This window comes from Kineosporiaceae bacterium (assembly GCA_016713225.1).
Lineage (GTDB): Bacteria > Actinomycetota > Actinomycetes > Actinomycetales > Kineosporiaceae > JADJPO01.
In genome coordinates this window covers 1,015,312-1,037,566 of the sequence record JADJPO010000002.1, presented here as the reverse complement: position 1 = coordinate 1,037,566, position 22,255 = coordinate 1,015,312, and the positions used below count along the sequence as shown (strand labels likewise).

Sequence of the window (22,255 nt, the reverse complement as noted above, 5' to 3'; positions counted from 1 at the left end):
TCGAGCCGTATCGCGTTCCTCGGCGAGGCGCCTAGGCTGCCCGGCATGGCGATGAGCGCAACCGAGATGGAGCGCAAGGTCTCCCAGCTCGACAACGACGTGTCCGAGATCTACACCATGATCGCGGACATCCAGAACACTCAACGACGTCACACGCATCGCTTCAACGAGATGGGTGTTCGGCTGGACCGGATGATCGACCAGCTGGGTACGAACGAGGCCCGTGTGGACCGGCTGGACCAGAAGGTCGACACCCTCGACACCAAGGTCGACGCTCTCGACACCAAGTTCAGTAGCCTCGACACCAAGGTCAGCAGCCTCGACACCAAGGTCGAGACGCTCACCGACCAGGTCGGCGCCATGGCCGGCGTCCTCGATCAGGTGGCCGCTGCCGTCCTGCCTCCTCGGCCCTGGTCGACGTAGTCCGGTCGGGCGCGGTCGGGCGCGGTCGGGAGCGGATCAGATCACCAGGAGCCGCAACGCGGGGACCGGCAGGGGTGAGATCCGAAACCGCTCGGTCTGCCCGTTGCCCTGGCCGGTGAGCGCATTCTGGAGTTCGGCGAACGGAGCGGATCGGAGGTCGTAGATCCGGATCTGGCCCCCCACCCGGCGCACCCTGTTCAGCTCGACGGCCCCGGCAGCCGGGTCCGCCCAGTGGTGCAGGCTCAGGGTCGAGACGATGACGTCGAACGCGCCGTCCGGGAACGGAAGCTCGCGGACGTCGGCCACGAGGACGGCGGCGCGCTCGCCGAACTCGGCCAGATGACCCCGCGCGGTCTCGACCATGTCCGGGGCCAGGTCGACGCCGGTGACCCGCACGTCGGGTCGGCGACGGGCGACCTCGACCAAGAGCCGCCCCGGGCCGGTGCCGACGTCCAGCAGGCCGGCTCCCGGCGGCAGCTGCTGCGCGAGATCTTCGGCGATCCGTCGGAAGGGTCGGCGCATCAGCCGTCCGGCGACGCGATCATAGGCGGCTGCCCTGCCGTGAAAGGGGTTGTCGTCGTGGCCGTCGTGACCGTGGTGAGGGTGCTGAGGGTGGATCCGCATGACGAGACTCCAGAGTTGTATGGTGCAACTGTCGGTCACGCTACGACCGACAGTTGTGCGATGCAACTTCAAGGGGGTGGCGGCATGGGCGGGGCGGACGACGACCTGCACGACGACCTGCACGGCCTGCTGCTCGAGTTGGTGCGGTCGATGGGCGACCTGGTGAGCACCGACGAGGACGGCGGCGCCCGCACGGCCGTCACCATGTCCGAGGCTCTGACCCTGCACGAGCTCGATTCCGATGTGGTTCTCTCACAACAGGAACTCGCCGACCGGCTGCGACTCGACAAGAGCACCGTCAGCCGCCTCGTCGCAGGGCTCGAGGGGCGTGGCCTGATCCGTCGCCACCGCGATCCCGCCAATCGACGCTACGTACAGCTGATCCTGACCCCGACGGGGCAGCAACTGCACCGGGACATCGGCAGCGCCATGCACCACCGGCAACAGCGAGTGCTCGGCCGGATGACGGCCGCCGAGCGACAGTCCCTGCGCACCGGCCTCCAGGCCCTGCTGAGCGCCCTCGACCAGGGCGACTGAGCCGCACGGTTATCAGGGGCTCTGATTCCCCTTATGCGCTCCTGAACGATCACGGCATGGCCGTTCGTGGCCTCTAGCGTCGTCTCGGCCGCACCACTCGCGCAGCACGCCGGACCCTGCTCGTCACCCGGCGGCACCAGGAGGCATCACATGGACCCGAACAGGCCGACCCTCGGCCGCCACTGTCTCCCCGTGGACGTCGTGACGTCTCGGGCGGGCACCCGGATGGCTCATGCCGGCTCGAACGGACGGCGGGACCGGCGACTCGGACGGCGGGCGGGGCTCGCCGCAGGAGCAGCCCTTGCCGTGACCCTCGCCGGGTTCGGCGTGAATGCGGTCGCCGGGATCACCTCGGGGGTGACCCGGGCGACCTATCACCTCGACAGCTCGTGGGGTTCGGGTTACCAGTCGACCTACACCATCACCAACGTCGGCCGATCGGGCGTGACAGCGTGGCGGTTGGAGTTCGACCTGCCGACGAGCGCACACCTGACCAGCGTGTGGGGCGGTAGCGCCTCGGCGTCCAACGGGCACATCATCGTGCGGCCGGAGAGCTGGAACGCCCAGCTCGGCCCGCGCCACTCGACCACGGTCGGGTTCGTGGTCAGCGGCCGGGGAGCGCCGACCCGGTGCCGGATCGATGGTCACTCCTGCACCTCGGCCACGCCGCCGACCGCCACGGCGATCCCCACGCCATCGTCGAGCACCGCACCCGGACCGGCGAGCCCCACCTCCGGCGCCCCGGCGCCGAGCGTGCCCGCCTCTCAGGTCCCGGTTCCCACCGCTTCGACCCCCCGGCCGTCGGTGCCCGGCGCCACCGGCACGGGCGCCCCGAGCACTCCGGCGCCCACCGTCACCACCCCACCCTCCGGGTCGACGCCGCCCCCAGCGCCACCGGCCACGGGCGCAACCGGCGCCTTCGCGCCGTATGTCGACACCTCGCTCTACCCGCCCGCCAATCTGGTCTCGATCTCGAAGGCCACGGGAATGAAGGTCGTCAACCTGGCCTTCATCGTGTCCGGCGGTGGCTGCACCCCCAAGTGGGGCGGCGTCACGGCCCTGGCAGACGACGCGGTGGCCTCTCAGATCGGGGCACTGCGGGCGACAGGAGGGGATGCCCGCGTGTCCTTCGGTGGGGCCGCCGGCAGTGAGCTCGCCACGGTCTGCACCACCCCGGCCACGTTGGCCGCGGCCTATCGCTCGGTGATCTCGGCCTACAACCTCACCAAGGTCGACTTCGACGTCGAGGGCGGAGCGATCGCCGACACCGCGGCCAACGCGCGCCGGGCCACCGCCATCGCCACCCTGCAGAAGGAGGCCGTCGCCGCCGGCAAGACCCTCGAGGTATCAGTGACCCTGCCGGTGCTGCCCTCGGGCCTGACCCCGGACGGCGTGAACCTGGTCTCCGGGCTGAAGGCGGCCGGGGTGAGGGTCGACGCCGTGAACATCATGGCCATGGACTACGGCGACTGGGCGGCCCCGAGCCCGGCGGGCAAGATGGGCGCCTACGCCATCCAGGCGGCGAAATCGACCCAGGCGCAGGTGAAATCGGCTCTCGGCCTGAACGACACCCAGGCCTGGGCCGCCGTCGCGGTGACCCCGATGATCGGCGTCAACGATGTCTCGAACGAGATCTTCACCGTCACCGACGCCAGGCAACTGGTCGACTTCGCCAGGACCGTTCACCTGGGTTGGCTGTCGATGTGGTCGCTCACCCGGGACGTCGCCTGCACCGGTGGGGCCAAGACCTATGCCGACGCCACCTGCAGCAGCATCGTGCAGACACCCTGGGCGTTCACCACGACCCTGGCCGGGTACACCGGCTGACGGCACAGGGCTCGACTGCCCCCGCGCAGGCGAGCCGTGTCGATGACGCGCAGCGGCCCTTCGGGCCTGCTTCCTCGGGGGAGCAGGCCCGGAGGGCCTTCGCCTGCCCGGACGTCAGAGCTTGGTGACCGGGGCGTAGCGCAGCAACAGCCGCTTGCTGCCCTCGGAACGGAACTCGATGTGCGCCACGGCCTTGTCCCCCGCGCCCTCGACCCGGGTCACCGTGCCCAACCCGAACGTGTCGTGGGTGACCCGATCGCCGGGCTCGAGGTGCACGATCTCGCGGTTGCCGGGTGAGCGCACTCCCGGACGCGCCGCGACGCGCGACATCGCCGGGGCAGACGCCGGACGCGAGGACATCCCCGTGGCCTCCAGCCGGCGCCAATCGACCAGGTCGGGCGGGATCTCGTCCAGGAAACGACTGGCCGGGTAGTAGTTCGGCTGCCCCCAAGCGCTGCGTACCACGGCCCGCGACAGGTACAACCGCTCCCGCGCGCGGGTGATGCCGACATAGGCCAGCCGCCGCTCCTCGGCCTGCTCGGTGGCATTGCCGAGGGAGCGCATGTGGGGGAAGGTGCCATCTTCCATTCCGGTGAGGAACACCGTCGGGAACTCGAGCCCCTTGGCGGTGTGCAGCGTCATCAGGGTGACCACCCCGGCGTCCACGTGCTCCTCGGCCGCGTGCTCGCCGGCGGCGACGGCCTCGTCCGGCACCTGGTCGGCGTCGGCGACCAGCGAGACCTGTTCGAGGAACTCGGTCAGGCTCGGACCTGCCTCGGCCTCGGCAGCGGTGACCTCGTACTCCTGGGCGACCGCCACGAGCTCGGACAGGTTCTCGATGCGCGACTCGTCCTGCGGGTCGTGGCTGGCCTGCAGTTCGGCCAGGTAGCCGGTCTGTTCCAGGACGGCGGTGAGCACCGTCGCCGGCCCCTCCCCCGCCTCGACCACGGTACGCAACTGCTCGATCAGGGCGTTGAACGCGAGGATGTTGCTCAGCGAGCGCGTGGCGATCCCGGGAGCCTCCTCGGCCCGCAGCAAGGCGTCGCCGAACGAGATCCGCTCGCGATCGGCCAGCGCCGCCACGCACGCCTCGGCGCGCTCACCGATGCCCCGCTTGGGCACGTTGAGGATCCGGCGCAGGTTCACGGTGTCGGCCGGGTTGTCGATCAGGCGCAGGTAGGCCAGGGCATCCTTGATCTCGCGCCGCTCGTAGAACCGGGTACCGCCGACCACCTTGTAGGGCAGGCCGACCCGGACGAAGACCTCCTCCAGCGCCCGCGACTGAGCGTTGGTCCGATAGAACACCGCGACGTCCCCGGGGCGCACCCCCTCGGCGTCGGTGAGGCGGTCGATCTCCTCGGCGACGAACGCGGCCTCGTCGTGTTCGGAGTCGGCGACGTAGCCGACGATCTTCGCGCCGGGACCGTCCGCCGTCCACAGCTTCTTGGGCTTGCGGTCGGGGTTGCGTTCGATCACCGCGTTGGCCGCCGACAGGATCGTCGCCGTCGAGCGGTAGTTCTGTTCCAACAAGATGGTGCGGGCGTCCGGGTAGTCCTGCTCGAACTCGGTGATGTTCCGGATGGTCGCGCCGCGGAAGGCGTAGATCGACTGGTCGGCGTCACCGACCACGGTCAGCTCCGCGGGTGGCACGGGCACGGCAGGCGCCGCGGCGCCGTCGTCCACCCCGGACGCCGCGCGCTCGGCGTCCTTGATCGCCTGGGACAGCGAGCCACCGACCAGTTCACGAACGAGCACGTACTGCGCGTGGTTGGTGTCCTGGTACTCGTCGACCAGGACGTGCCGGAACCGGCGCCGGTAGTGCGAGGCGACGTCCGGGAAGGCCTGCAGGATGTTGACCGTCGTCATGATCAGGTCGTCGAAGTCCATCGCATGCGCCTGGCGCAGCCGCTGGGCGTACCCGGTGTAGGCCTGCGCCAGGGTGCGCTCGATCGGGGTGCCCTCGGCCACCTGCGAGGCGTACGTCTCCTCGTCGATCAGGTCGTTCTTCAGGTTGCTCACCTGGTGGCTGAACGCCCGTGGCGGGTACCGCTTGGGGTCGAGGTCGAGGTCGCGACAGACCAGCGCCATCAGCCGCTGCGAGTCGGCCTGGTCGTAGATCGAGAAGCTCGACTTCATGCCGACCCGGCTCGCCTCGCGGCGCAGGATCTTCACGCACGCCGAGTGGAAGGTCGAGACCCACATCGTCGAGGCCTGCGGGCCGACCAGGGTCGCCACCCGTTCGCGCATCTCGGCGGCGGCCTTGTTGGTGAAGGTGATCGCCAAGACCTGACCCGGCCGGACGCCGCGCGCCGCCAGCAGGTGAGCGATCCGGTGGGTCAGCACCCGGGTCTTGCCCGATCCGGCACCGGCCACCAGCAGCAGCGGGCTGCCCTGGTGCAGCACGCCCTCGCGCTGCTGCGGATTCAGCCCGTCGAGCAGGTCGGCGACCGAGGCACGGGTGCGCGCGAGCGACACCGACGGCGCCGGGTCACCGAGGGTGTCCAGGCCGGGCAACGGGATGTCTTCGAACAGGGTGCTCATGGCGTCGTCCAGACTACGTGCCCCCACCGACACGTCCCAGCACCAACCGGCGCTGAACCATCAGCCGCACCCGGCCAGGGTGAAGCGGCACAGCTGACGGGCGATGAGCTCCAGATCCGGGCGCAGGTCGGCGATCACCGCGGCATCGAACCGGTCGATCGCCGGGGTGAACTCGCCGCCGGCACGCACGGCGGCGACCGCCCGGCCGGTGCGCGCGAGCACCAGGTAGTCCAGACCCATGTGGCCCACGGTCGCATCGCTCGCACCGTCACGGACGGCGACCGAGGTGCTGTAGACCCGCCCGCGCCCCCACGGCCCGGCCAGATCACCCGCGCGCATCACGTGCTCGCCCCGGGCCGCCGGGGCACAGCGGGTGACCGCGGCGTCCAGGCGGGCGACGTAGGCGATGGCCGCTGCCGCGTCCGGGAAGACCGCGACCATCTCCTGCCGGGTGTACTCCGGGCCGGTCTGCACGATCGACCGGGCGTCGACGCCCGCGCCGAAGCTCAGGGGCGCGTCGTCCCCGCAGGGGCGGTAGGCCCACGTGGTGGGCTGCCAGTCGCTGATGTCGGTATCAGTGGAGCGCACACCCTGGTGCGGCAACCGGACGTCATCCGCCTCACCAGCCGCGGTCGGCGCGGAACTCTGCCCGGACGACGGAACCGCCGTCGAGGTCCGTGCCGACGAGGCCGACGAGGGCGACGCCGAATCGGCCGGGATCGGGGTCGGGCCGGTGCACCCGGCGAGGGCCGACGCTGCGGCCGACATCAGCAGGACCGCCACGGAGCGAGTGGGCGAGGACCAGATGTGGGTCATGACCCGAGGACGCTGCCCCGTGCACCGGCGTTGCCGGGCCGAGGATCACGATCCGGCGACAGCGGACCCTCACACCTGCCGCCGGTCGCCGGTCACGGACGAGTACTTTGTGCCCATGACGAACGACGCGCGCCCCGCACTCGCCGACGCCCAGGCCGCCTACGACGCCTTCGCCGCCAAGGGTCTGAAGCTCAACATGCAGCGCGGTCAACCGTCCGATGCCGACTTCGACCTGTCCAACGGCCTGATCACCGCCCTGTCGGAGCAGGACACCTCGCTGGACGGCATCGACCTGCGCAACTACCCCGGTGGCGTCGCCGGGCTACCGAGTGCCCGCGCGCTGTTCGCCGACTACCTCGACGTCGCCCCGGCCAACGTGGTGGTGTGGAACAACTCCTCGCTCGAACTGCAGGGCATGGTGCTGAGTTTCGCTCTGCTACATGGCGTCCGGGGATCGCAGCCCTGGTTCGGGCAGCACCCGAAGATGATCGTCACCACGCCCGGCTACGACCGGCACTTCCTGCTGCTCGAGACCTTGGGCTTCGAGCTGGTCACCGTGCCGATGCACCCCGACGGCCCCGATCTGGACGCCGTCGAGCAGCTCGCCGCGAGCGACCCCAGCATCAAGGGCATCGTGTTCGTGCCCACCTACTCCAACCCGGGCGGCGAGACGATCAGCGCCGACAAGGCCCGCCGTCTGGTCGCGATGCCCACGGCCGCAGCCGATTTCACCATCTTCGCGGACGACGCCTACCGCGCTCACCACCTGGGCGAACCGGATGCGGTGGTGAACCTGATCGAGCTGGCAGCCGCGGCCGGCAACCCCGACCGGGTGATCGTCTACGCCAGCACCAGCAAGGTCACCTTCGCCAGCGCCGGGCTCGGCTTCCTCGCCTCCAGCGCAGCGACCCTGGGCTGGATCTCGACCTATCTCGGCGCCCAGAGCATCGGCCCGAACAAGGTGGAGCAAGCCCGTCACGTCCGGTTCCTGCAGGGCTACCCGGGTGGCCTGACGGGATTGATGCGCGACCACGCCGCGCTGATCGCGCCGAAGTTCGCCGCGGTCGACGAGGTGCTGGCCGCCGAGCTGGGCACCGACGGCAGTCTGGCCACCTGGACCAGCCCGAGGGGCGGCTACTTCAGCTCGCTGTTCACCACCGCACCGGTGGCCTCCCGGGTCATCGAACTGGCGGGCGCCGCGGGCGTCAGCCTGACCCCGGCGGGCGCCACCTACCCCGGCGGGAACGACCCGGCGAACAGCAACATCCGCCTCGCCCCCACCCGTCCGCCGGTCGAGGAGGTGTACACCGCGATGCAGGTGGTGGCCGCCTGCATCCGGCTGGCCACCGAGGAGTACCGCGCTGTGCAGGGCTGACCTCGGCTGACCTCGGCTGACCTCGGCCGATCTCGCTCGGCCGATGCCCGCCGACCGGGCTACAGTGATCGAGTACGGGTGAGCCGGGAAGCCTGGTCGGCGCGACGGCGCCCCCTGCCCGCAGGGTCACTCGCCGTCGCTCGCCTGCGAGCTGCCGGGAGTTCGTACCGTGACCCTCACCGCGTGGTCTGCTGTAGCCGTTTTCGCCTCGGCCTACGTCCTCATCGCCAGTGATCGGATCAGCAAGGTCAAGATCGTCCTGGGCGGCGCCGTCCTCATGCTTCTCATCCAGGCGACGGACGGCCGCACGGCCTTCTTCTCCCCCGAGGCCGGCATCGACTGGAACGTACTGTTCCTGCTGCTCGGCATGATGCTCATCGTCGCCGTGGTGGAGCGGACCGGGGTGTTCGAGTTCATCGCCATCTGGGCGGTGAAACGGGCCGGGGGCAAGCCGTTTCGCGTGATGGTGATCCTCGTGGTGGTGACGGCGGTGGCCTCGGCCCTGCTCGACAACGTCACGACGATCCTGCTCATCGCCCCGGTGACATTCCTGGTGTGCGACCGACTCGCCGTCCCGGCGACCCCCTTCCTGATCGCCGAGACGCTCGCCAGCAACATCGGCGGCACGGCCACCCTGGTCGGCGACCCTCCCAACATCATCATCGCCAGCCGGAGCGGGTTGACCTACGACGACTTCCTCATCCACCTGGCGCCACTGGTCGTCGTCCTCATGGTGGTGTTCATCGGGTTGTGCCGGGTGATGTTCCGCTCCGCGTTCGTTCACGACGAGCAGCGCGCCGCTCAGATCATGGCCCTGCGAGAGCGCGACGCGATCCGTGATCCGCGGCTGCTGGTGATCTCCTCGGTGGTCCTGGCGGCGGTCACACTCGCCTTCGTCCTGCACACCGCCTTGCACCTCGAGCCGGCGGTGGTGGCCATGATCGGTGCCCTGGTGCTGTTGGCGGTCTCGGGCCTGGACGCCGAAGAGGTCGCCTCGGACGTCGAGTGGCCCACCTTGATCTTCTTCGCCGGCCTGTTCGTCATGGTCGGGGCACTGGTGAACACCGGGGTCGTCGACCAGATCGCGCGCGCCGCCGCCGAGGCCGCCGACGGACGTCTCGCTGCGGCAGCCGTGGGACTGCTGTGGGGGTCGGCCGCCCTGTCGGCGATCATCGACAACATCCCCTACGTGGCCACCATGAGCCCGGTGGTCGCCGAGGTGGTCGCGGCCGAGGGCAGCTCGCCTCAGGCGAGATCGCTGTGGTGGGCGCTGGCCCTGGGCGCCGACCTGGGCGGCAACGCCACGGCGGTCGGCGCCTCGGCGAACGTGGTCGCCCTGGGCCTGGCCCGCAAGGCCGGGCAGCCGATCAGCTTCTGGGGCTTCACGAAGTACGGCCTGCTCACCGCCGTGGTGACGATCGCGATCGCGACGCCCTACGTGGTGGTGCGCTACTTCGTGCTCGCGTGATCCGGGCTGGGATCCGTCTCGACCGGCTCGGCGGTGGCCTCCGCCGCCCGAGCAGCCAGCCGACCCACGGTCAGCCCCTGCACCACGATGCTGAACACGACCACGCAATAGGTCATCACCAGGAACAGCTCGCGGGGGGCGCCGTCCGGCAGGGTGAAGGCCATGGCGACGCCGAGGGCACCTCGCAGACCACCCCACACCATCAGCCGCCGGGTGTACGGGTCGAAGACCCGGCGGGTGAACAACAGCGTCGAGCCCTGCACGCTCACCGTGCGGGCGAACAGCACCAGCGGGATCGTGATCAGGCCGATGACGATCCAGCGCACCTCGAAGGCGATGGCCACGATCTCGAGCGCGAGCAAGGCGAACAAGACGACGTTGAGCACCTCGTCGATCAGGTGCCAGACCTCTTCGAAGCGTTCCCGGCTGGTGAGCAGGGACGGCTTGCGGTCGGTCAACGAGCCGACCAGCAACCCGGCGGCAACCGCGGCCAACGGACCGGAGACGTGCAGGTGAACGGCTACCGCAGTCAGTACCAGCACCACGCCGAGTGAGATCATCACCTCGGTGACGACGTCCTCGATGAGACGGATGCCGATCAGGCCCGCATAGCCCAGGACGGCGCCGAGCACCAGGCCCCCGACCGCCTCCTGCAGGAAGAACAGGCTGATCTCACCGGCGCCCGTCGCGCCGTGTCCGTCAGCGCCGTCACCAGCCGTGGCCGCCGCGGCGATCACGGTGAAGGCGACCACGCCGATGCCGTCGTTGAACAGACTCTCGCCGGCGACCAGGGTCTCGATCCGTGGCGGAACCTTGGCGTGCTTCAGCATGCCGAGCACGGCAACCGGATCGGTCGGGCTGATGAGCGAGCCGAACAAGAGGCAGTACACGAACGGGACCTCGAGACCGAAGAGCGTCAAGACGCCGTAGGTCAGTCCCCCCACCAGGGCGATCGAGATCGCCGTGGCCAGCAGCGCGAACACCAGCACCGGCCAGCGCATGCGCCAGAGCTCGTGCGAATCCAGTCCGAGGGCGCCGGCGAACAGCAGGAACGAGAGCACCCCGAGGAAGACCACCGCGTCGAAGTCGATGTCCCGCACCAGGTCGACGGCGTTCACGGCGAGTGGCACCTGAAGGCCGGCCAAACCCAACATCAGCAAGCTGACGCCCAAACCGGCGATGGTGACCCCGATGGTCGACGGGAGCCGCAGATAGCGGGCATTGACGAAGGCGAGGACGCCGATGAGAAACGCCAGGAGCGCGGCCAGGTCAAGAAGATGCACGCAGGCACCCTATGCCCGCACTATTCCCCGAAAGGCAAGCCTGAGACCTTGCTTTCACTTGAGAAAGGCTTCAGACTTTATTCATGCCCTTTGTCCTGACGATCGACCAACGCGGATCGAGCACCACAACCGATCTGGTGGATCACATGCTGGCCAGACTCACGCGCATCCACACCCGCCTGCCGTTCGAGCGGACAGCGGGCGATGAGTTCCAGGGCCTGCTGGAGGACCCGGTGTCGGTGGTCGATGCCATCCTCGATCTCGTGAGAGATGGCAACTGGCACATCGGGCTCGGGGCCGGCCCGGTGGCCGAGCCGCTGCCCTCCAGCACGAGGGCCGCTCGCGGCTCGGCGTTCGAGCGGGCCCGCGCCGCGGTCGAGGCGGCCAAGCGTCGCCCACAGCATCTGGCGGTGCAGGGGGCCGACACCGCACCTGCAGCCCAGGCCGATGCCGTACTGACCCTGCTCGCCGCGGTGATCCAACGGCGCAGCGAGGCCGCCTGGCAGGCGATCGACCTGGACGACGCCGGGCTCACAGCAGCCCAGGCCGCCACCAAGCTCGGCATCAGCCGGCAGGCCGTCGGGCAACGTCTCGCGGTGGGCCTGCGCTCCCAAGAGCTGGCGGTGCGGCCGGTGATCGCCGACCTGCTGATCCGTGCCGAGCGGCTGCCTCCCGCGGCCGAACCCACCACGCCGGTCCGGTGAACCCGCACGTGAACGTGGCGGCCGTGGCGGCCCAGGCCGTGCTCGGGGGCCTGGCCGTCCTGGCTCTGCCGTTCTGGGGCCGAGTGCGTCACGTGCGGCGGCTGCGCCTGCGCGCCGGCGCCGTGGTCGTCGTCGCCACGACGGGGTTGGCCGCTGCCGAGATCCTGGCCTGGCAGGCCGCCGCCGTCAGCGGGGGCGCCACGGTCATCGCCCTGGGACTGGTGGGGGCGGGCTCGGTGGCGGGGGGTGGCCCGGTCGCCACCGCGGTGCTGCGGCTGGCCGATCCCGGACGGCGCGACCGCCCCGGCCCGGCAGATCCCGATGTGCTGCACGGCGGGGCGTGGGTCGGCACCCTCGAGCGACTGGGCATCACGGCCTCACTGCTGGCGGGCTGGCCGGAGGGCATCGCGATCGCCCTGGCCATCAAGGGCCTGGGTCGTTACCCCGAGCTGCGGTCGCCGGCGGCGGCCGAGCGGTTCATCATCGGCACCTTCGCCAGCGTGTTGTGGGCCGCCGGATGCGCCGCGGTCGGCATGGCACTGCTGAGCTGAGGCTGCTTCGCGGAACCGGACAGGTCTCCCGGGACGGGTCCGCCGGGCCGGCCGGCACTCCTGCCAGAATCGACCACCGTGAGCGTGGCCCGTTACCTGACGATCATCGCCGTTCTGCTCCTGCTGGCGGGCGCAGCGATGATCCGGTTGCCCGGGCCCGGAGTGCTCGTGATGTCGAGCGCCGCTCCCCTCCTGCTGGTCGCTGCACTGCTGCACCTGATCCGCTCCCGACCGCGCGACTGATTCGACGAGTCCGGGCACCTCGGGTAGGAACAGCGGCCAGCTTCGTGTCCGATCGGAGATCGACGCCCTCGATCGCCGGCTGGAGCACACCGTGACCGCGAGCCAGCGTGATCACCGGGTGATCACCACGTGATCACGTGGGACCCGCCGGAGGCGAGGCAACCTGCGATCTCACGATGATCACGGTAAGAAGGTGGGGTGCCGTCACGGTCCGAGCGCATCCCGGTCACCCTCACCGGCGTGCCCGAGACACTGCTGTGGACGCTCTACTTCCGCGCCCAGGAGGCGTCCCGCCCGGACAGCGTGCTGAGCGACCCGCTCGCCATCGAGCTCATCGATCGCCTCGACTACCCCTTCGCGCAGCGGTTGGGACGCGGCGTCCGGCGTGCGCAATGGCAGGGTCTGCGCGCCCGGACCTTCGACGAGCAGATCCGCTCGTTCATGACCGCGCACCCCGGGGGCACGGTGGTGGCCCTCGGTGAAGGACTCGAGACTCAGTTCTGGCGCGTGGACGACGGCCGCGTGCACTGGGTGAGTGTCGACCTGCCCGAGTCTGCAGTGGTGCAGCGCCAGGTGTTGCCACGCCACGAACGCCGCCGCGAGATCGCCACGTCCGCCCTGGACGAGGGCTGGATGCACGAGCTGCGCGACGAACAGGCCGATCCCTGCGATGTCCTGATCACGGCCCAGGGCCTGCTGATGTACCTGCCGCGCGGCGACGTCCACACGCTGATCAGACGCCTGGCCGCGCACATCCCGGGGGCGCACCTGCTGCTCGACGGCGTCCCCCGCTGGGCCACCCGCGCCACCGCCGTCGGCCAACGCCAACACCTCAGCCGCCACGCTGCGCATCAGGCCAAGGACACCGAGGACACCGAGGACGCCGACCCCGGGCCGGAGCACTCGTTCCCGCCGCCGGCCATGCTCTGGTGGCTGGATGACACCGAGGCCGCCGCGCTGAGCCGGCTGCCGGGGGTGGCGCACGTTCGGCGCCTGCACCCGCCGCGCGGTCGCGGCCCGGTGCACGCCCTCGCGTTGCCGCTCGTCGACCGCACACCGGTGCTGCGCTCACAGGTGCTGTCCATCTGGTCGATCCTCTTCGCCGACCCCTCCGGCGACGTGAGCATGCCCTAGCGTTCGCGGCATGACCGTCCCGGACGACGTGCGGCGCCGCCTCATGTCGCAGACCAGCCAACTGTGGGGCGAGCCCGGCGTGGTCGACCTCGGCATCGGTCAGCCGCAGGATGTCCTGCTGCCGGTCGAGGAGTTCCGCCGCGCCCTGAGCGCTGCCCCCGTGCCGCCGTTTCAGCTCCAGTACGGCATCGAGCGTGGTGACGGCGCACTGCGGGTCGCACTCGCGGACTCGCTGGCCCCGCGGTACGGGGCACCTGTGGACCCTGAACTGATGATCATCTCGAACGGTAACTCGCAGGCGATCGACTGGTGCTGCGCCGCGCTGACCCGACCGGGCGACGTCGTCCTGGTCGAGGACCCGACCTACTTCTTGGCTCGGAACATCTTCGCCGACCACGGGTTACGTGTGGTCGGGCTGCCGATGGACGACGACGGCCTGCTGCCCGACGCACTCGCCGCTGCGCTGATCGAGCATCGCCCCGCCTTCGTCTACACGGTGCCCACCTACGCCAACCCCACCGGCATCACGACGTCCGCGACCCGGCGGGCCGAGATCGTCGAGCTGATCGCCCGGCACGGCAGCCTGCTGGTCGCCGACGAGGTGTACCACCTGCTGTCCTACGGCGAGGAGCCGCCGCCGTCCTGTTGTGCGTGGCTGGATTCGAACGTGGTGATCTGCCTCGGGACGTTCTCGAAGATCCTCGCGCCGGGGCTGCGACTGGGCTGGGTTCAGGCCGCCGAGCCGATCCTGGCCCGGCTCGAGGGGTACGGGACGCTGGTCAGCGGTGGCGGGCTGAACCCGTTCGCCGCCCCCATCGTGACCGCGATGCTGCAGGACGGGACCGCACTGACCTACCTCGACCGGCTGCGCACGATCTATGCGGCACGAGTCGCCGTGATGGACGACGCGCTGCGGACCGCGTTCGGCTCACCCGATCCGACCGGCGGCACGATCACGTCGGCCGGCCCGGTCTCGTGGCGCACCCCGGACGGCGGCTATTTCTTCTGGCTGCGCTTCCCGCCCGAGGTCGACACCGGGGCCGTACGCCCCCTCGCCGTGGCGCGGGGCGCTGCATTCCAGCCGGGGGCGAAGTTCTCGACGGACAGCGGATTCCGCGACTGCCTGCGACTCAGCTTCGCCTACTACGGCGAGGACGACCTGGTGCGCGGCGTCCACGCCCTCGCCGAGGCCTTCGCCGCTCGGTATCCCGACCTCCACCTCGAAGATCACCGTTAGCTCGCAGTCCGTACCGGGTGAGCCGGAACAAACGGCGATCCAACGGTGATCATGGGCGAGGGGTGCGCCTTCGCGTTGCAACCTTCGGCAACCCTGATGTCACCGGTGTGACCCAGGTCATGCTCACCGCATGGGTGAGGTGGCCCTCGGCATCGTGGCCAACCCGATGTCCGGGCGGGACATTCGGCGGTTGGTGGCCAAGGCATCCGTCTTCCCGACGGCCGAGAAGGCCAACATGATCCAGCGGATCCTCACCGCGGCAGCGGTGGTCGGGCTGCCCAAGGTGCTCATGTCGACCGATGTCGGCGGCATCAGCGCCGCCGTCCTGCGCGCCCTGCAGGCCCATGCCGGCACCCCGCCCTGGCCCGAGGTCGAGTTCGTCGAACTGCCCGCCCACAGTCAGACCGCCACCGACTCGGTGGCCCTGATCCGCGAGATGATCACCCGCGGCGCCACGGCGTTGATCTGCCTCGGCGGCGACGGCACGGCCCGGGTCGCCGCGGGTGCCTGCGGCGACGTCCCGCTGCTGCCGTTGTCGACCGGCACCAACAACGCCTTCCCGCAGATGCGCGAGGCCACCGTCGCAGGCCTGGCCGCCGCACTGGTCGCCACCGGAGCGGTCTCGGCGGACGACGGCACCCGCCGCGCCGCCACGCTGCAGGTCAGCGCGCGGCGCCCCGGGACGGGTGAGCTGCGCACCGAGAACGCGCTGGTCGACGTCGCGGTCGCCCGGACCAGCGACGTCGGTGCTCGTGCCCTGTGGGACCCGACCGTGCTCACCGAGCTGTACGTCACCTTCGCCGAGCCCGATGGCATCGGCCTGTCGTCGATCCCCGGCCTGCTCTGCCCCAGCCCCCGCAGCAGCCCGGACGGCGTGGCGCTGCGGCTGTGCCCACCCGCCCGAGCCCGCGTCATCGTCCAGGCCCCGATCGCGCCGGGACTGGTGCTGCCGGTGGGGGTGAGCGACTGGCGTCCGATGGCCCGGGGCGAGCGGATCCCGATCGAGACCGACCGCGGCACCATCGCGGTGGACGGCGAGCGCGAGCTGACCTTCGCCCCCGGCCGCGACCCGCCGGTGGTCGAACTGTCCGCCCACGGACCCCGGATCGTCGACATCGCCGCCGTGATGGCCGCCGCCGCCCGCGAGGGCCTGTTGCGCACCCCGCCACCGACATCTCAGGAGCGATCATGACCGAGACCATGCCCAGTACAACGGGTTTGAGCAGTGAACGGCTACTCGAGGCCTACCGCATCATGCGGACCATCCGCGAGTTCGAGGAGCGGGTGCACGCCGAGTTCGCCACCGGCGACATCCCCGGCTTCGTGCACCTGTACGCCGGCGAGGAGGCCAGCGCCGCCGGCGTCTGCATGCACCTGGACGACCGCGACGCCATTGCCTCGACCCACCGCGGGCACGGCCACTGCATCGCCAAGGGTGTCGACCCGACCGGCATGATGGCCGAGATCTACGGCAAGGTCACCGGGACCTGCCGCGGCAAGGGCGGCTCGATGCACATCGCCGACCTGTCCAAGGGCATGCTCGGCGCCAACGGCATCGTCGGGGGTGGCCCGCCGCTCATCTGCGGCACCGCACTGGCGGCTCGCTTCGCGGGCCAGGGCGGTGTCGGTGTGGCGTTCTTCGGCGACGGCGCCTCCAACCAGGGCACCACGCTCGAGGCGCTGAACCTGGCCGCGGTGTGGAACCTGCCGGCGGTGTTCGTGGCCGAGAACAATGGCTACGCCGAGACCACGTCGTCCACCTGGTCGGTGGCCAGCGACAACATCGCCGACCGGGCCGCGGCCTTCGGCATGCCGGGCGTCATCGTCGACGGGTTCGACTTCTTCGCCGTCCACGAGGCGGCCGGTGAGGCCATCGCCCGCGCCCGGGCCGGGGGCGGGCCGACCCTGATCGAGATGAAGTTCACCCGCTACTTCGGCCACTTCGAGGGCGACCAGCAGAAGTACCGCGCCGACGAGGTGAGCCAGGCCCGCGAGCACCTCGACTGCCTGCTGCGCTTCCGGGCCACCGTCACCGGTGACGGCCGGGTCGGTGAGCAGGCGTTGGCCGCGGTGGACGCCGACGTGGCCGCCCTGATCGAGAACGCCGTCGCCAAGGCCAAGTCCGACCCGAAACCCGGGCCGGACGACCTGACCACCGACGTCTACATCTCCTACTGACCTCGATTCTGACCTCGATTCTGCCAGAGAAGGGATTCCAGCGATGGCACGCAGCATCACCTACCGCGAGGCGATCAACGAGGCCCTGGCCCAGGAGATGGAACGCGACCCCAGCGTGATCGTCATGGGCGAGGACAACGCCGGCGGCGCCGGCAGCCCCGGTGAGGAGGACGCCTGGGGCGGCGTCCTCGGGGTCACCAAGGGGCTCTATCACAAGTTCCCGGGCCGGGTGCTGGACACCCCGATCAGTGAGTCGGCCTTCATCGGCGCCGCGGTCGGCGCCGCCACCCGTGGCATGCGCCCGGTGGCCGAGCTGATGTTCATCGACTTCATGGGCGTCTGCTTCGACCAGATCTTCAACCAGGCCGCCAAGTTCCGGTACATGTTCGGCGGCAAGGCGGTCACCCCGGTGGTGGTGCGCACGATGTACGGCGCCGGGCTGCGGGCCGCGGCCCAGCACTCCCAGTGCCTCTACCCGGTGTTCACCCACATCCCCGGCCTGAAGGTGGTCACCCCGGCCACCCCGTACGACGCCAAGGGCCTTCTGATCCAAGCGATCCGGGACGACGACCCGGTCATCTTCTGCGAGCACAAGGCGCTCTACGACCTCGCCGGTGAGGTACCCGAGGAGTCCTACGCGATCCCGTTCGGCGAGGCCAACGTCGTCCGCGAGGGGGGTGACGTGACCATCGTGACCCTCGGGCGCATGGTGCACACCAGCCTCGAGGCGGCCTCCGAGCTGGCCGCCGCCGGCATCGAGGCCGAGGTGATCGACCTGCGCACCACCTCACCCCTGGACGTCGACACGATTCTCGAGAGCGTCGAGAACACCGGCCGCCTGGTGGTGGTCGACGAGGCGACGCCGCGCTGCAACATCGCCACCGACATCTCGGCACTGGTGGCGCAGCAGGCGTTCTCGTCATTGCAGGCCCCGATCGAGATGGTCACCGCGCCGCACACCCCGGTACCGTTCGCCGACGCCTTGGAGGACCTGTTCATCCCGGACGCCCAGCGCGTGGTCAACGCGGTCAAGTCCGTCGCCGGCTGGACCCGGTAGGCGCGGACATGGAGTTCCCCGACCCGCGGATCCAGCCGGTCACGATGCCCAAGTGGGGCCTGTCGATGAAGGTCGGCAAGGTCGTCGACTGGATCGTCGCCGAGGGCGATTCCGTGGCCCTGGGCGATGATCTGGCCGACATCGAGACGGAGAAGATCGCCGGCACGCTCGAATCGTCCGCCGAGGGCGTCGTCCGCCGCCTCATCGCCCAACCCCGCCAGGACATCCCGGTCAGCGGGGTGATCGCCCTGGTGGCCCCGGCCGAGGTGGACGACGCCGCGGTGACGGCCGCGGCCGAGCTGGCGAGCGCCGAGCTGGCCGACCTGGCAGCGGCCATCGCCTCGGGTGAGGACGAGGACGCCGGACCCGAGATCGCCACGGTGGCCTCCGGCCGGCACACCGTCAGCTACGCCGGGGTCGGCACCACCACCGATGCCGAGCAGGTCGTGGTCATGGTGCACGGCTTCGGCGGCGACCGGGCCTCCTGGCTGTTCGTCCAGGAACCACTGGCCAACCCACCCACGGACGCGTCGGCGTCCCGGGCGGTCTACGCCCTCGACCTACCCGGGCACGGGGCGTCGTCCAAGACCCTCGCCGAGGGCGCGAGCCTGGCCGAACTGGGCGCGGCAGTGCTCGCGGTGCTGGAGGCCGTGGCGCCGGAGGACCGCCCGGTGCACCTGGTGGGGCACTCCCTGGGAGGTGCGGTGGTCGCCGAGGCGGCGGCGAGATCCCCGCGTCGGGTGGCGTCACTGACGCTGATCGCTCCGGCCGGCCTCGGCTCGGGCCGGCCCGGCCCGGCTGACGGTGTGAACGCCGACTACCTGCGCGGGTTCGCCGCGGCGTCCTCGCGCCGGGAGCTGAAACCGTTGCTGCAACAGTTGTTCGCCGATCCCGATCTGGTCACCCGCCAGTTGGTCGACGATGTGCTGCGCTACAAGCGGCTGGACGGCGTCGCCACCTCGCTGCAGGCCGCACTCGGCATCCTGCTGGACGAGGACGACGGCCAGGCGATCAACACCGCCGTCCGGCTGCGGGCGTTGGACGGGCAGGGCATCCCGGTGCGGGTGCTCTGGGGCGACAAGGACGTCATCCTCGCGATCCCCGAGGGCGCCTCACGCCCGGACGGCGACCCGGCGATCACCGTGGTGCCGGGCACCGGTCACATGCTGCACATGGAGGCCCCCCACCGGGTGCTGGAGGTGATCGAGGCGCAACTCTAGGCAATTAGGGTGATCCGGCTCACACTGGACGGACCGACCCGGAGGTGAGCCCTGCCCCCGAACCGCCTCGAGAGTGCCCTGCCCGCCGGTGCCGACCCGCGGGCCCATGCGCGCGCCCTCACCCAGGTGCACGAGGCCACGCTGTCGGGCCGGACGCCGCCGCGCCCCCCGCGCTCGGTCATCGCCGAATCCTGGCGCCGGGCACTCGGCCGCGGCGTCGACCCCGATCGGGGCGGGGAGCGCACGCCGCTGGCCCCCGAGGAGCTCGACCGGCACCGCGAGACCAGCGGGCTGCTGCCTGCCCTGCCGGCCTTGCGCGCCGGGCTGACCTCGATCGCCGACGAGGCGCTGCACATCATGGTGGTGGTCGGCGCCGACGGCCGGGTGCTCTGGCGCGAGGGCAGCAGTGCGGTGCGGCGCCGGGCCGACAGTCTGGGTTTCGTCGAGGGCGCCGCCTGGGACGAGGACACCGTCGGCACCAACGCGATCGGCACCGCGCTGGTGGCGCGGCGTCCGGTGCAGGTCTACTCGGCCGAACACTACGTGCGGACCCACCACGTGTGGACCTGCGCCGCCGCCCCGGTGCACGACCCTCGGTCGGGCCGGCTGCTCGGCGTGGTCGACGTCTCCGGCCCGGCGGCCACCGTGCACGCCAGCACGCTGGCCCTGGTAGACGCCGTGGCCCACCTGGCGCAGAACCAGTTGCGCGCGGACCATCGCACCGAGCTGGAGCGGCTGCGCGCGGTCGCCGCACCGATGCTGGCGCGGATCGAGGGGCGCGCCGTGGTGACCGATCGGCACGGCTGGCTGGTGGCGGCCACGGGTCTGGCCCCGACCGACCGGATCATGCTGCCCGACGGTCTGGACGGCGAGACCACCTGGCTGCCCGCCTACGGCGCCTGCCGGGTCGAGCCGATCCCGGGCGGCTGGCTGATCCGCACCCTGGACGACGCCGGCGGCTCGCCCGAACCGACCCGCGTCGTCCTCGACCTGCGGCACCGGCCCGCCCAGCTGATCGTGCGGGCCCCCAGCGGCACCTGGGAACACGCCCTCAGCCCCCGCCATGCCGACCTGCTGCGCGCGTTGGCGGAGCGTCCCGCGGGCAGTAGCGCCGCCGACCTGGCCCAGGCCCTGTTCGGGGACGCCGCCCGCACCGTCACCGTACGAGCCGAGATGTCGCGGTTGCGCCGTCACCTCGGCGGCGTGCTGGCGCACCGGCCCTACCGGTTCGCCGACTGGGTGCAGGTCGAGGTCCTCACCGCCGGCACGTAACAGCCCACTGCCACCGTCAGCGCCCGTACGATCAGCCACCATGCCCCCTCTGAACGACGTCACCCGTGTGCTGTGCGTGGCCGCGCACCCCGATGACCTGGACTTCGGCGCGGCCGGCACCATCGCCGGCTGGGTCGACGCCGGGATCGAGGTGACCTACCTGCTGTGCACCCGCGGCGAGCAGGGCGGCTTCGACGACACCCCGCGTGAGGCGATGCCGGCACTGCGCGAGAAGGAGCAGCGGGACGCCGCCGCCGCGGTCGGCGTGCACGACGTCCGGTTCCTGGACGGGTACCGCGACGGCTGGCTCGAACCGACCCACGAGCTGCAGCGCGACATCGTCCGGGTGATCCGCCAGGTACGCCCCGATCGGGTGCTGATGCCCAGCCCGGAGCGCAACTGGGCTCGGATCGGCGCCAGCCATCCCGATCACCTGGCCGCCGGCGAGGCCACCATCCGGGCGATCTACCCCGCCGCCCGCAACCCGTTCGCCCACCCCGAGCTGCTGGACGACGAGGGCCTGCAGCCGTGGACGGTCCGGGAGGCCTGGCTGATGGCCGACCCCGCCGCCGACCACCCGGTGCGCATCGACGACACCTTCGAGCGCAAGCTCGCCGCACTGCGTGCCCACGTCAGCCAGACCTCCCACCACGAGGACCTGACCGGCATGCTCACCGAGTGGGGCCGTCGGATCGCCGGCATGTTCGACCTGCCGCAGGGCGCCCTGGCCGAGGCGTTCCGGGTGGTCGAGACGGGCTGAGCCGGCATCGAAGGAGGGGGGTAGCCCCCTCGACGCCGGGGGTGCCCGAGCCCGAGGATGACGCCTCATGACGACGACCTCCGCGATCCCCCAGCGGCCGTGGCAGGTGCTGGATCGCCGTTCCGGCTGGCAGTACCCGCTCGGCAGCCTCGGTTTCGTGACGGCCCAGGGCCTCGGCCTGGTGGCCGGAACCCTGCTCAGCCGGGCGGTGCACGGATCCGGCGCCGCCTCGGACGTCGAGGCCCACCCGTGGCCCGGCCTCGCCGTGACCCTGGGCGTGCAGGCGCTGGTCTCCGTCGCGCTGTACGTGCTGATGGTCCGACTGCTGGCCCGGCGTCCGGTGCACGAGCTGAGCCGGGACGGCGCCGCGGCAGAGTTCGGCCGGGGCATGGCCCTGGGCGCCGGCATGATCGCCGTGGTGGCGGCCGTACTCGCCCTCACCGGATCGTTGCGGATCACCGGGGCCTCGCTGAACACCGGCATCGTGATCGGGTTGATGATGGGAGTCGGCGCGGGCTTCGCCGAGGAGATCCTGTTCCGCGGCGTGCTGCTGCGGCTGCTCGACCAGCACTTCGGCAGCTGGCCGGCGCTGACCGTCACCGCGGCGCTCTTCGGGGGGATGCACCTGCTGAACCCCGGGGCCACGATGTGGGGCGCCATCGCCATCATGATCGAGGCCGGGGTGATGCTGGGCGCGGCCTACCTGTACACCCGCCGGTTGTGGTTGCCGATCGGGATCCACCTGGCCTGGAACGCCGTGCTGGGTGGGGTGATCGGCGGCACCGTCTCCGGCACCGAGATCGGTGGACCGGCCGGGCTGTTCACCTCGCGACTGAGCGGCCCGGACTGGCTGGACGGCGGCACGATCGGCCTCGAGGGCTCGATCGTCACCGTCGTGGTCGGCCTGGCCCTCGGCGCGTGGTTCCTGCGCGGCGCCGCCCGCCGAGGACACCTGACGCCCGCCCACCTGCCGTGGCGCTCGTCACCATCACGTTCATGATCACC

21 protein-coding genes are annotated in these 22,255 nt (G+C 71.0%); 17 read left to right on the top strand and 4 right to left on the bottom strand.

Annotation, left to right across the window (positions count from 1 at the left end; genetic code table 11):
- Positions 1-45 precede the first annotated feature (45 nt).
- On the top strand, positions 46-423 hold the full coding sequence (locus IPK24_10745) for a hypothetical protein (protein MBK8076028.1): 378 nt from the start codon (positions 46-48) through the stop codon (positions 421-423).
- A 36-nt stretch (positions 424-459) separates the two neighbouring features.
- Here IPK24_10745 and IPK24_10740 read toward each other — a convergent pair whose 3' ends face one another.
- Entirely contained in the window at positions 460-1,047 is a 588-nt protein-coding gene (locus IPK24_10740; GenBank protein MBK8076027.1) for a class I SAM-dependent methyltransferase, read from the bottom strand.
- 60 nt (positions 1,048-1,107) lie between these two features.
- Between IPK24_10740 and IPK24_10735 the strand changes: the two genes are divergently transcribed.
- Both IPK24_10735 and IPK24_10730 read left to right on the top strand, forming a co-directional pair.
- A complete protein-coding gene (locus IPK24_10735; GenBank protein ID MBK8076026.1) occupies positions 1,108-1,584 on the top strand; it encodes a MarR family transcriptional regulator in 477 nt (158 codons plus the stop codon).
- Between the two features lie 225 nt (positions 1,585-1,809).
- On the top strand, positions 1,810-3,411 hold the full coding sequence (locus IPK24_10730) for a cellulose binding domain-containing protein (protein ID MBK8076025.1): 1,602 nt from the start codon (positions 1,810-1,812) through the stop codon (positions 3,409-3,411).
- Positions 3,412-3,525: 114 nt separating this feature from the next.
- On the opposite strand, the gene pcrA is transcribed toward IPK24_10730, so the two are convergent.
- Together pcrA and IPK24_10720 are read right to left on the bottom strand one after the other, a co-directional pair.
- On the bottom strand, positions 3,526-5,952 hold the full coding sequence (gene pcrA / locus IPK24_10725) for a DNA helicase PcrA (protein ID MBK8076024.1): 2,427 nt from the start codon (positions 5,950-5,952) through the stop codon (positions 3,526-3,528).
- 60 nt (positions 5,953-6,012) lie between these two features.
- Positions 6,013-6,768 carry a hypothetical protein gene (locus IPK24_10720; protein ID MBK8076023.1) on the bottom strand — a complete coding sequence of 252 codons (756 nt, stop codon included), beginning with the start codon at positions 6,766-6,768 and terminating at the stop codon, positions 6,013-6,015.
- A gap of 115 nt (positions 6,769-6,883) precedes the next feature.
- On the opposite strand from IPK24_10720, the gene IPK24_10715 reads away from it, so the two are divergent.
- Together IPK24_10715 and IPK24_10710 are read left to right on the top strand one after the other, a co-directional pair.
- Entirely contained in the window at positions 6,884-8,143 is a 1,260-nt protein-coding gene (locus IPK24_10715; protein MBK8076022.1) for an aminotransferase class I/II-fold pyridoxal phosphate-dependent enzyme, read from the top strand.
- Between the two features lie 169 nt (positions 8,144-8,312).
- Positions 8,313-9,611, top strand: coding sequence for an ArsB/NhaD family transporter (locus tag IPK24_10710; protein ID MBK8076021.1), 1,299 nt, complete (start codon positions 8,313-8,315; stop codon positions 9,609-9,611).
- Here the strand turns inward: IPK24_10710 and IPK24_10705 are convergent.
- Positions 9,593-10,894 carry a sodium:proton antiporter gene (locus IPK24_10705; protein MBK8076020.1) on the bottom strand — a complete coding sequence of 434 codons (1,302 nt, stop codon included), beginning with the start codon at positions 10,892-10,894 and terminating at the stop codon, positions 9,593-9,595. The two genes, IPK24_10710 and IPK24_10705, sit on opposite strands and share 19 nt — an antisense overlap.
- Before the next feature lie 83 nt (positions 10,895-10,977).
- On the opposite strand from IPK24_10705, the gene IPK24_10700 reads away from it, so the two are divergent.
- The 12 genes from IPK24_10700 to IPK24_10645 all read left to right on the top strand — a co-directional run bounded on the left by IPK24_10700 (position 10,978) and on the right by IPK24_10645 (position 22,250).
- Entirely contained in the window at positions 10,978-11,598 is a 621-nt protein-coding gene (locus IPK24_10700) for a hypothetical protein (GenBank protein MBK8076019.1), read from the top strand.
- The gene (locus IPK24_10695; GenBank protein ID MBK8076018.1) at positions 11,595-12,149 is read left to right on the top strand and encodes a hypothetical protein; all 555 of its coding nucleotides are present in this window, start codon (positions 11,595-11,597) and stop codon (positions 12,147-12,149) included. Before IPK24_10700 ends, IPK24_10695 begins: the two co-directional genes overlap by 4 nt.
- A 78-nt stretch (positions 12,150-12,227) precedes the next feature.
- Positions 12,228-12,392, top strand: coding sequence for a hypothetical protein (locus IPK24_10690; protein ID MBK8076017.1), 165 nt, complete (start codon positions 12,228-12,230; stop codon positions 12,390-12,392).
- A 198-nt stretch (positions 12,393-12,590) separates the two neighbouring features.
- Positions 12,591-13,526, top strand: a complete 936-nt coding sequence (locus IPK24_10685) for a class I SAM-dependent methyltransferase (GenBank protein ID MBK8076016.1) — start codon at positions 12,591-12,593, stop codon at positions 13,524-13,526.
- A 43-nt stretch (positions 13,527-13,569) separates the two neighbouring features.
- Positions 13,570-14,763, top strand: a complete 1,194-nt coding sequence (locus IPK24_10680) for a PLP-dependent aminotransferase family protein (GenBank protein ID MBK8076015.1) — start codon at positions 13,570-13,572, stop codon at positions 14,761-14,763.
- Between the two features lie 130 nt (positions 14,764-14,893).
- Positions 14,894-15,955, top strand: coding sequence for an NAD(+)/NADH kinase (locus tag IPK24_10675; protein ID MBK8076014.1), 1,062 nt, complete (start codon positions 14,894-14,896; stop codon positions 15,953-15,955).
- Between the two features lie 8 nt (positions 15,956-15,963).
- Positions 15,964-16,941: a thiamine pyrophosphate-dependent dehydrogenase E1 component subunit alpha gene (locus tag IPK24_10670; GenBank protein MBK8076013.1), complete on the top strand. Its 978-nt coding sequence runs from the start codon at positions 15,964-15,966 to the stop codon at positions 16,939-16,941.
- Positions 16,942-16,984: 43 nt separating this feature from the next.
- Entirely contained in the window at positions 16,985-17,998 is a 1,014-nt protein-coding gene (locus IPK24_10665; protein MBK8076012.1) for an alpha-ketoacid dehydrogenase subunit beta, read from the top strand.
- 8 nt (positions 17,999-18,006) lie between these two features.
- Positions 18,007-19,218 carry an acetoin dehydrogenase dihydrolipoyllysine-residue acetyltransferase subunit gene (locus tag IPK24_10660; GenBank protein ID MBK8076011.1) on the top strand — a complete coding sequence of 404 codons (1,212 nt, stop codon included), beginning with the start codon at positions 18,007-18,009 and terminating at the stop codon, positions 19,216-19,218.
- Between the two features lie 126 nt (positions 19,219-19,344).
- Positions 19,345-20,490, top strand: coding sequence for a GAF domain-containing protein (locus tag IPK24_10655; protein ID MBK8076010.1), 1,146 nt, complete (start codon positions 19,345-19,347; stop codon positions 20,488-20,490).
- Between the two features lie 40 nt (positions 20,491-20,530).
- Positions 20,531-21,250 (top strand): PIG-L family deacetylase, encoded by a 720-nt coding sequence (locus IPK24_10650; GenBank protein ID MBK8076009.1) that lies wholly within the window; start codon positions 20,531-20,533, stop codon positions 21,248-21,250.
- A gap of 67 nt (positions 21,251-21,317) precedes the next feature.
- The gene (locus IPK24_10645; protein ID MBK8076008.1) at positions 21,318-22,250 is read left to right on the top strand and encodes a CPBP family intramembrane metalloprotease; all 933 of its coding nucleotides are present in this window, start codon (positions 21,318-21,320) and stop codon (positions 22,248-22,250) included.
- Positions 22,251-22,255: the final 5 nt, after the last annotated feature.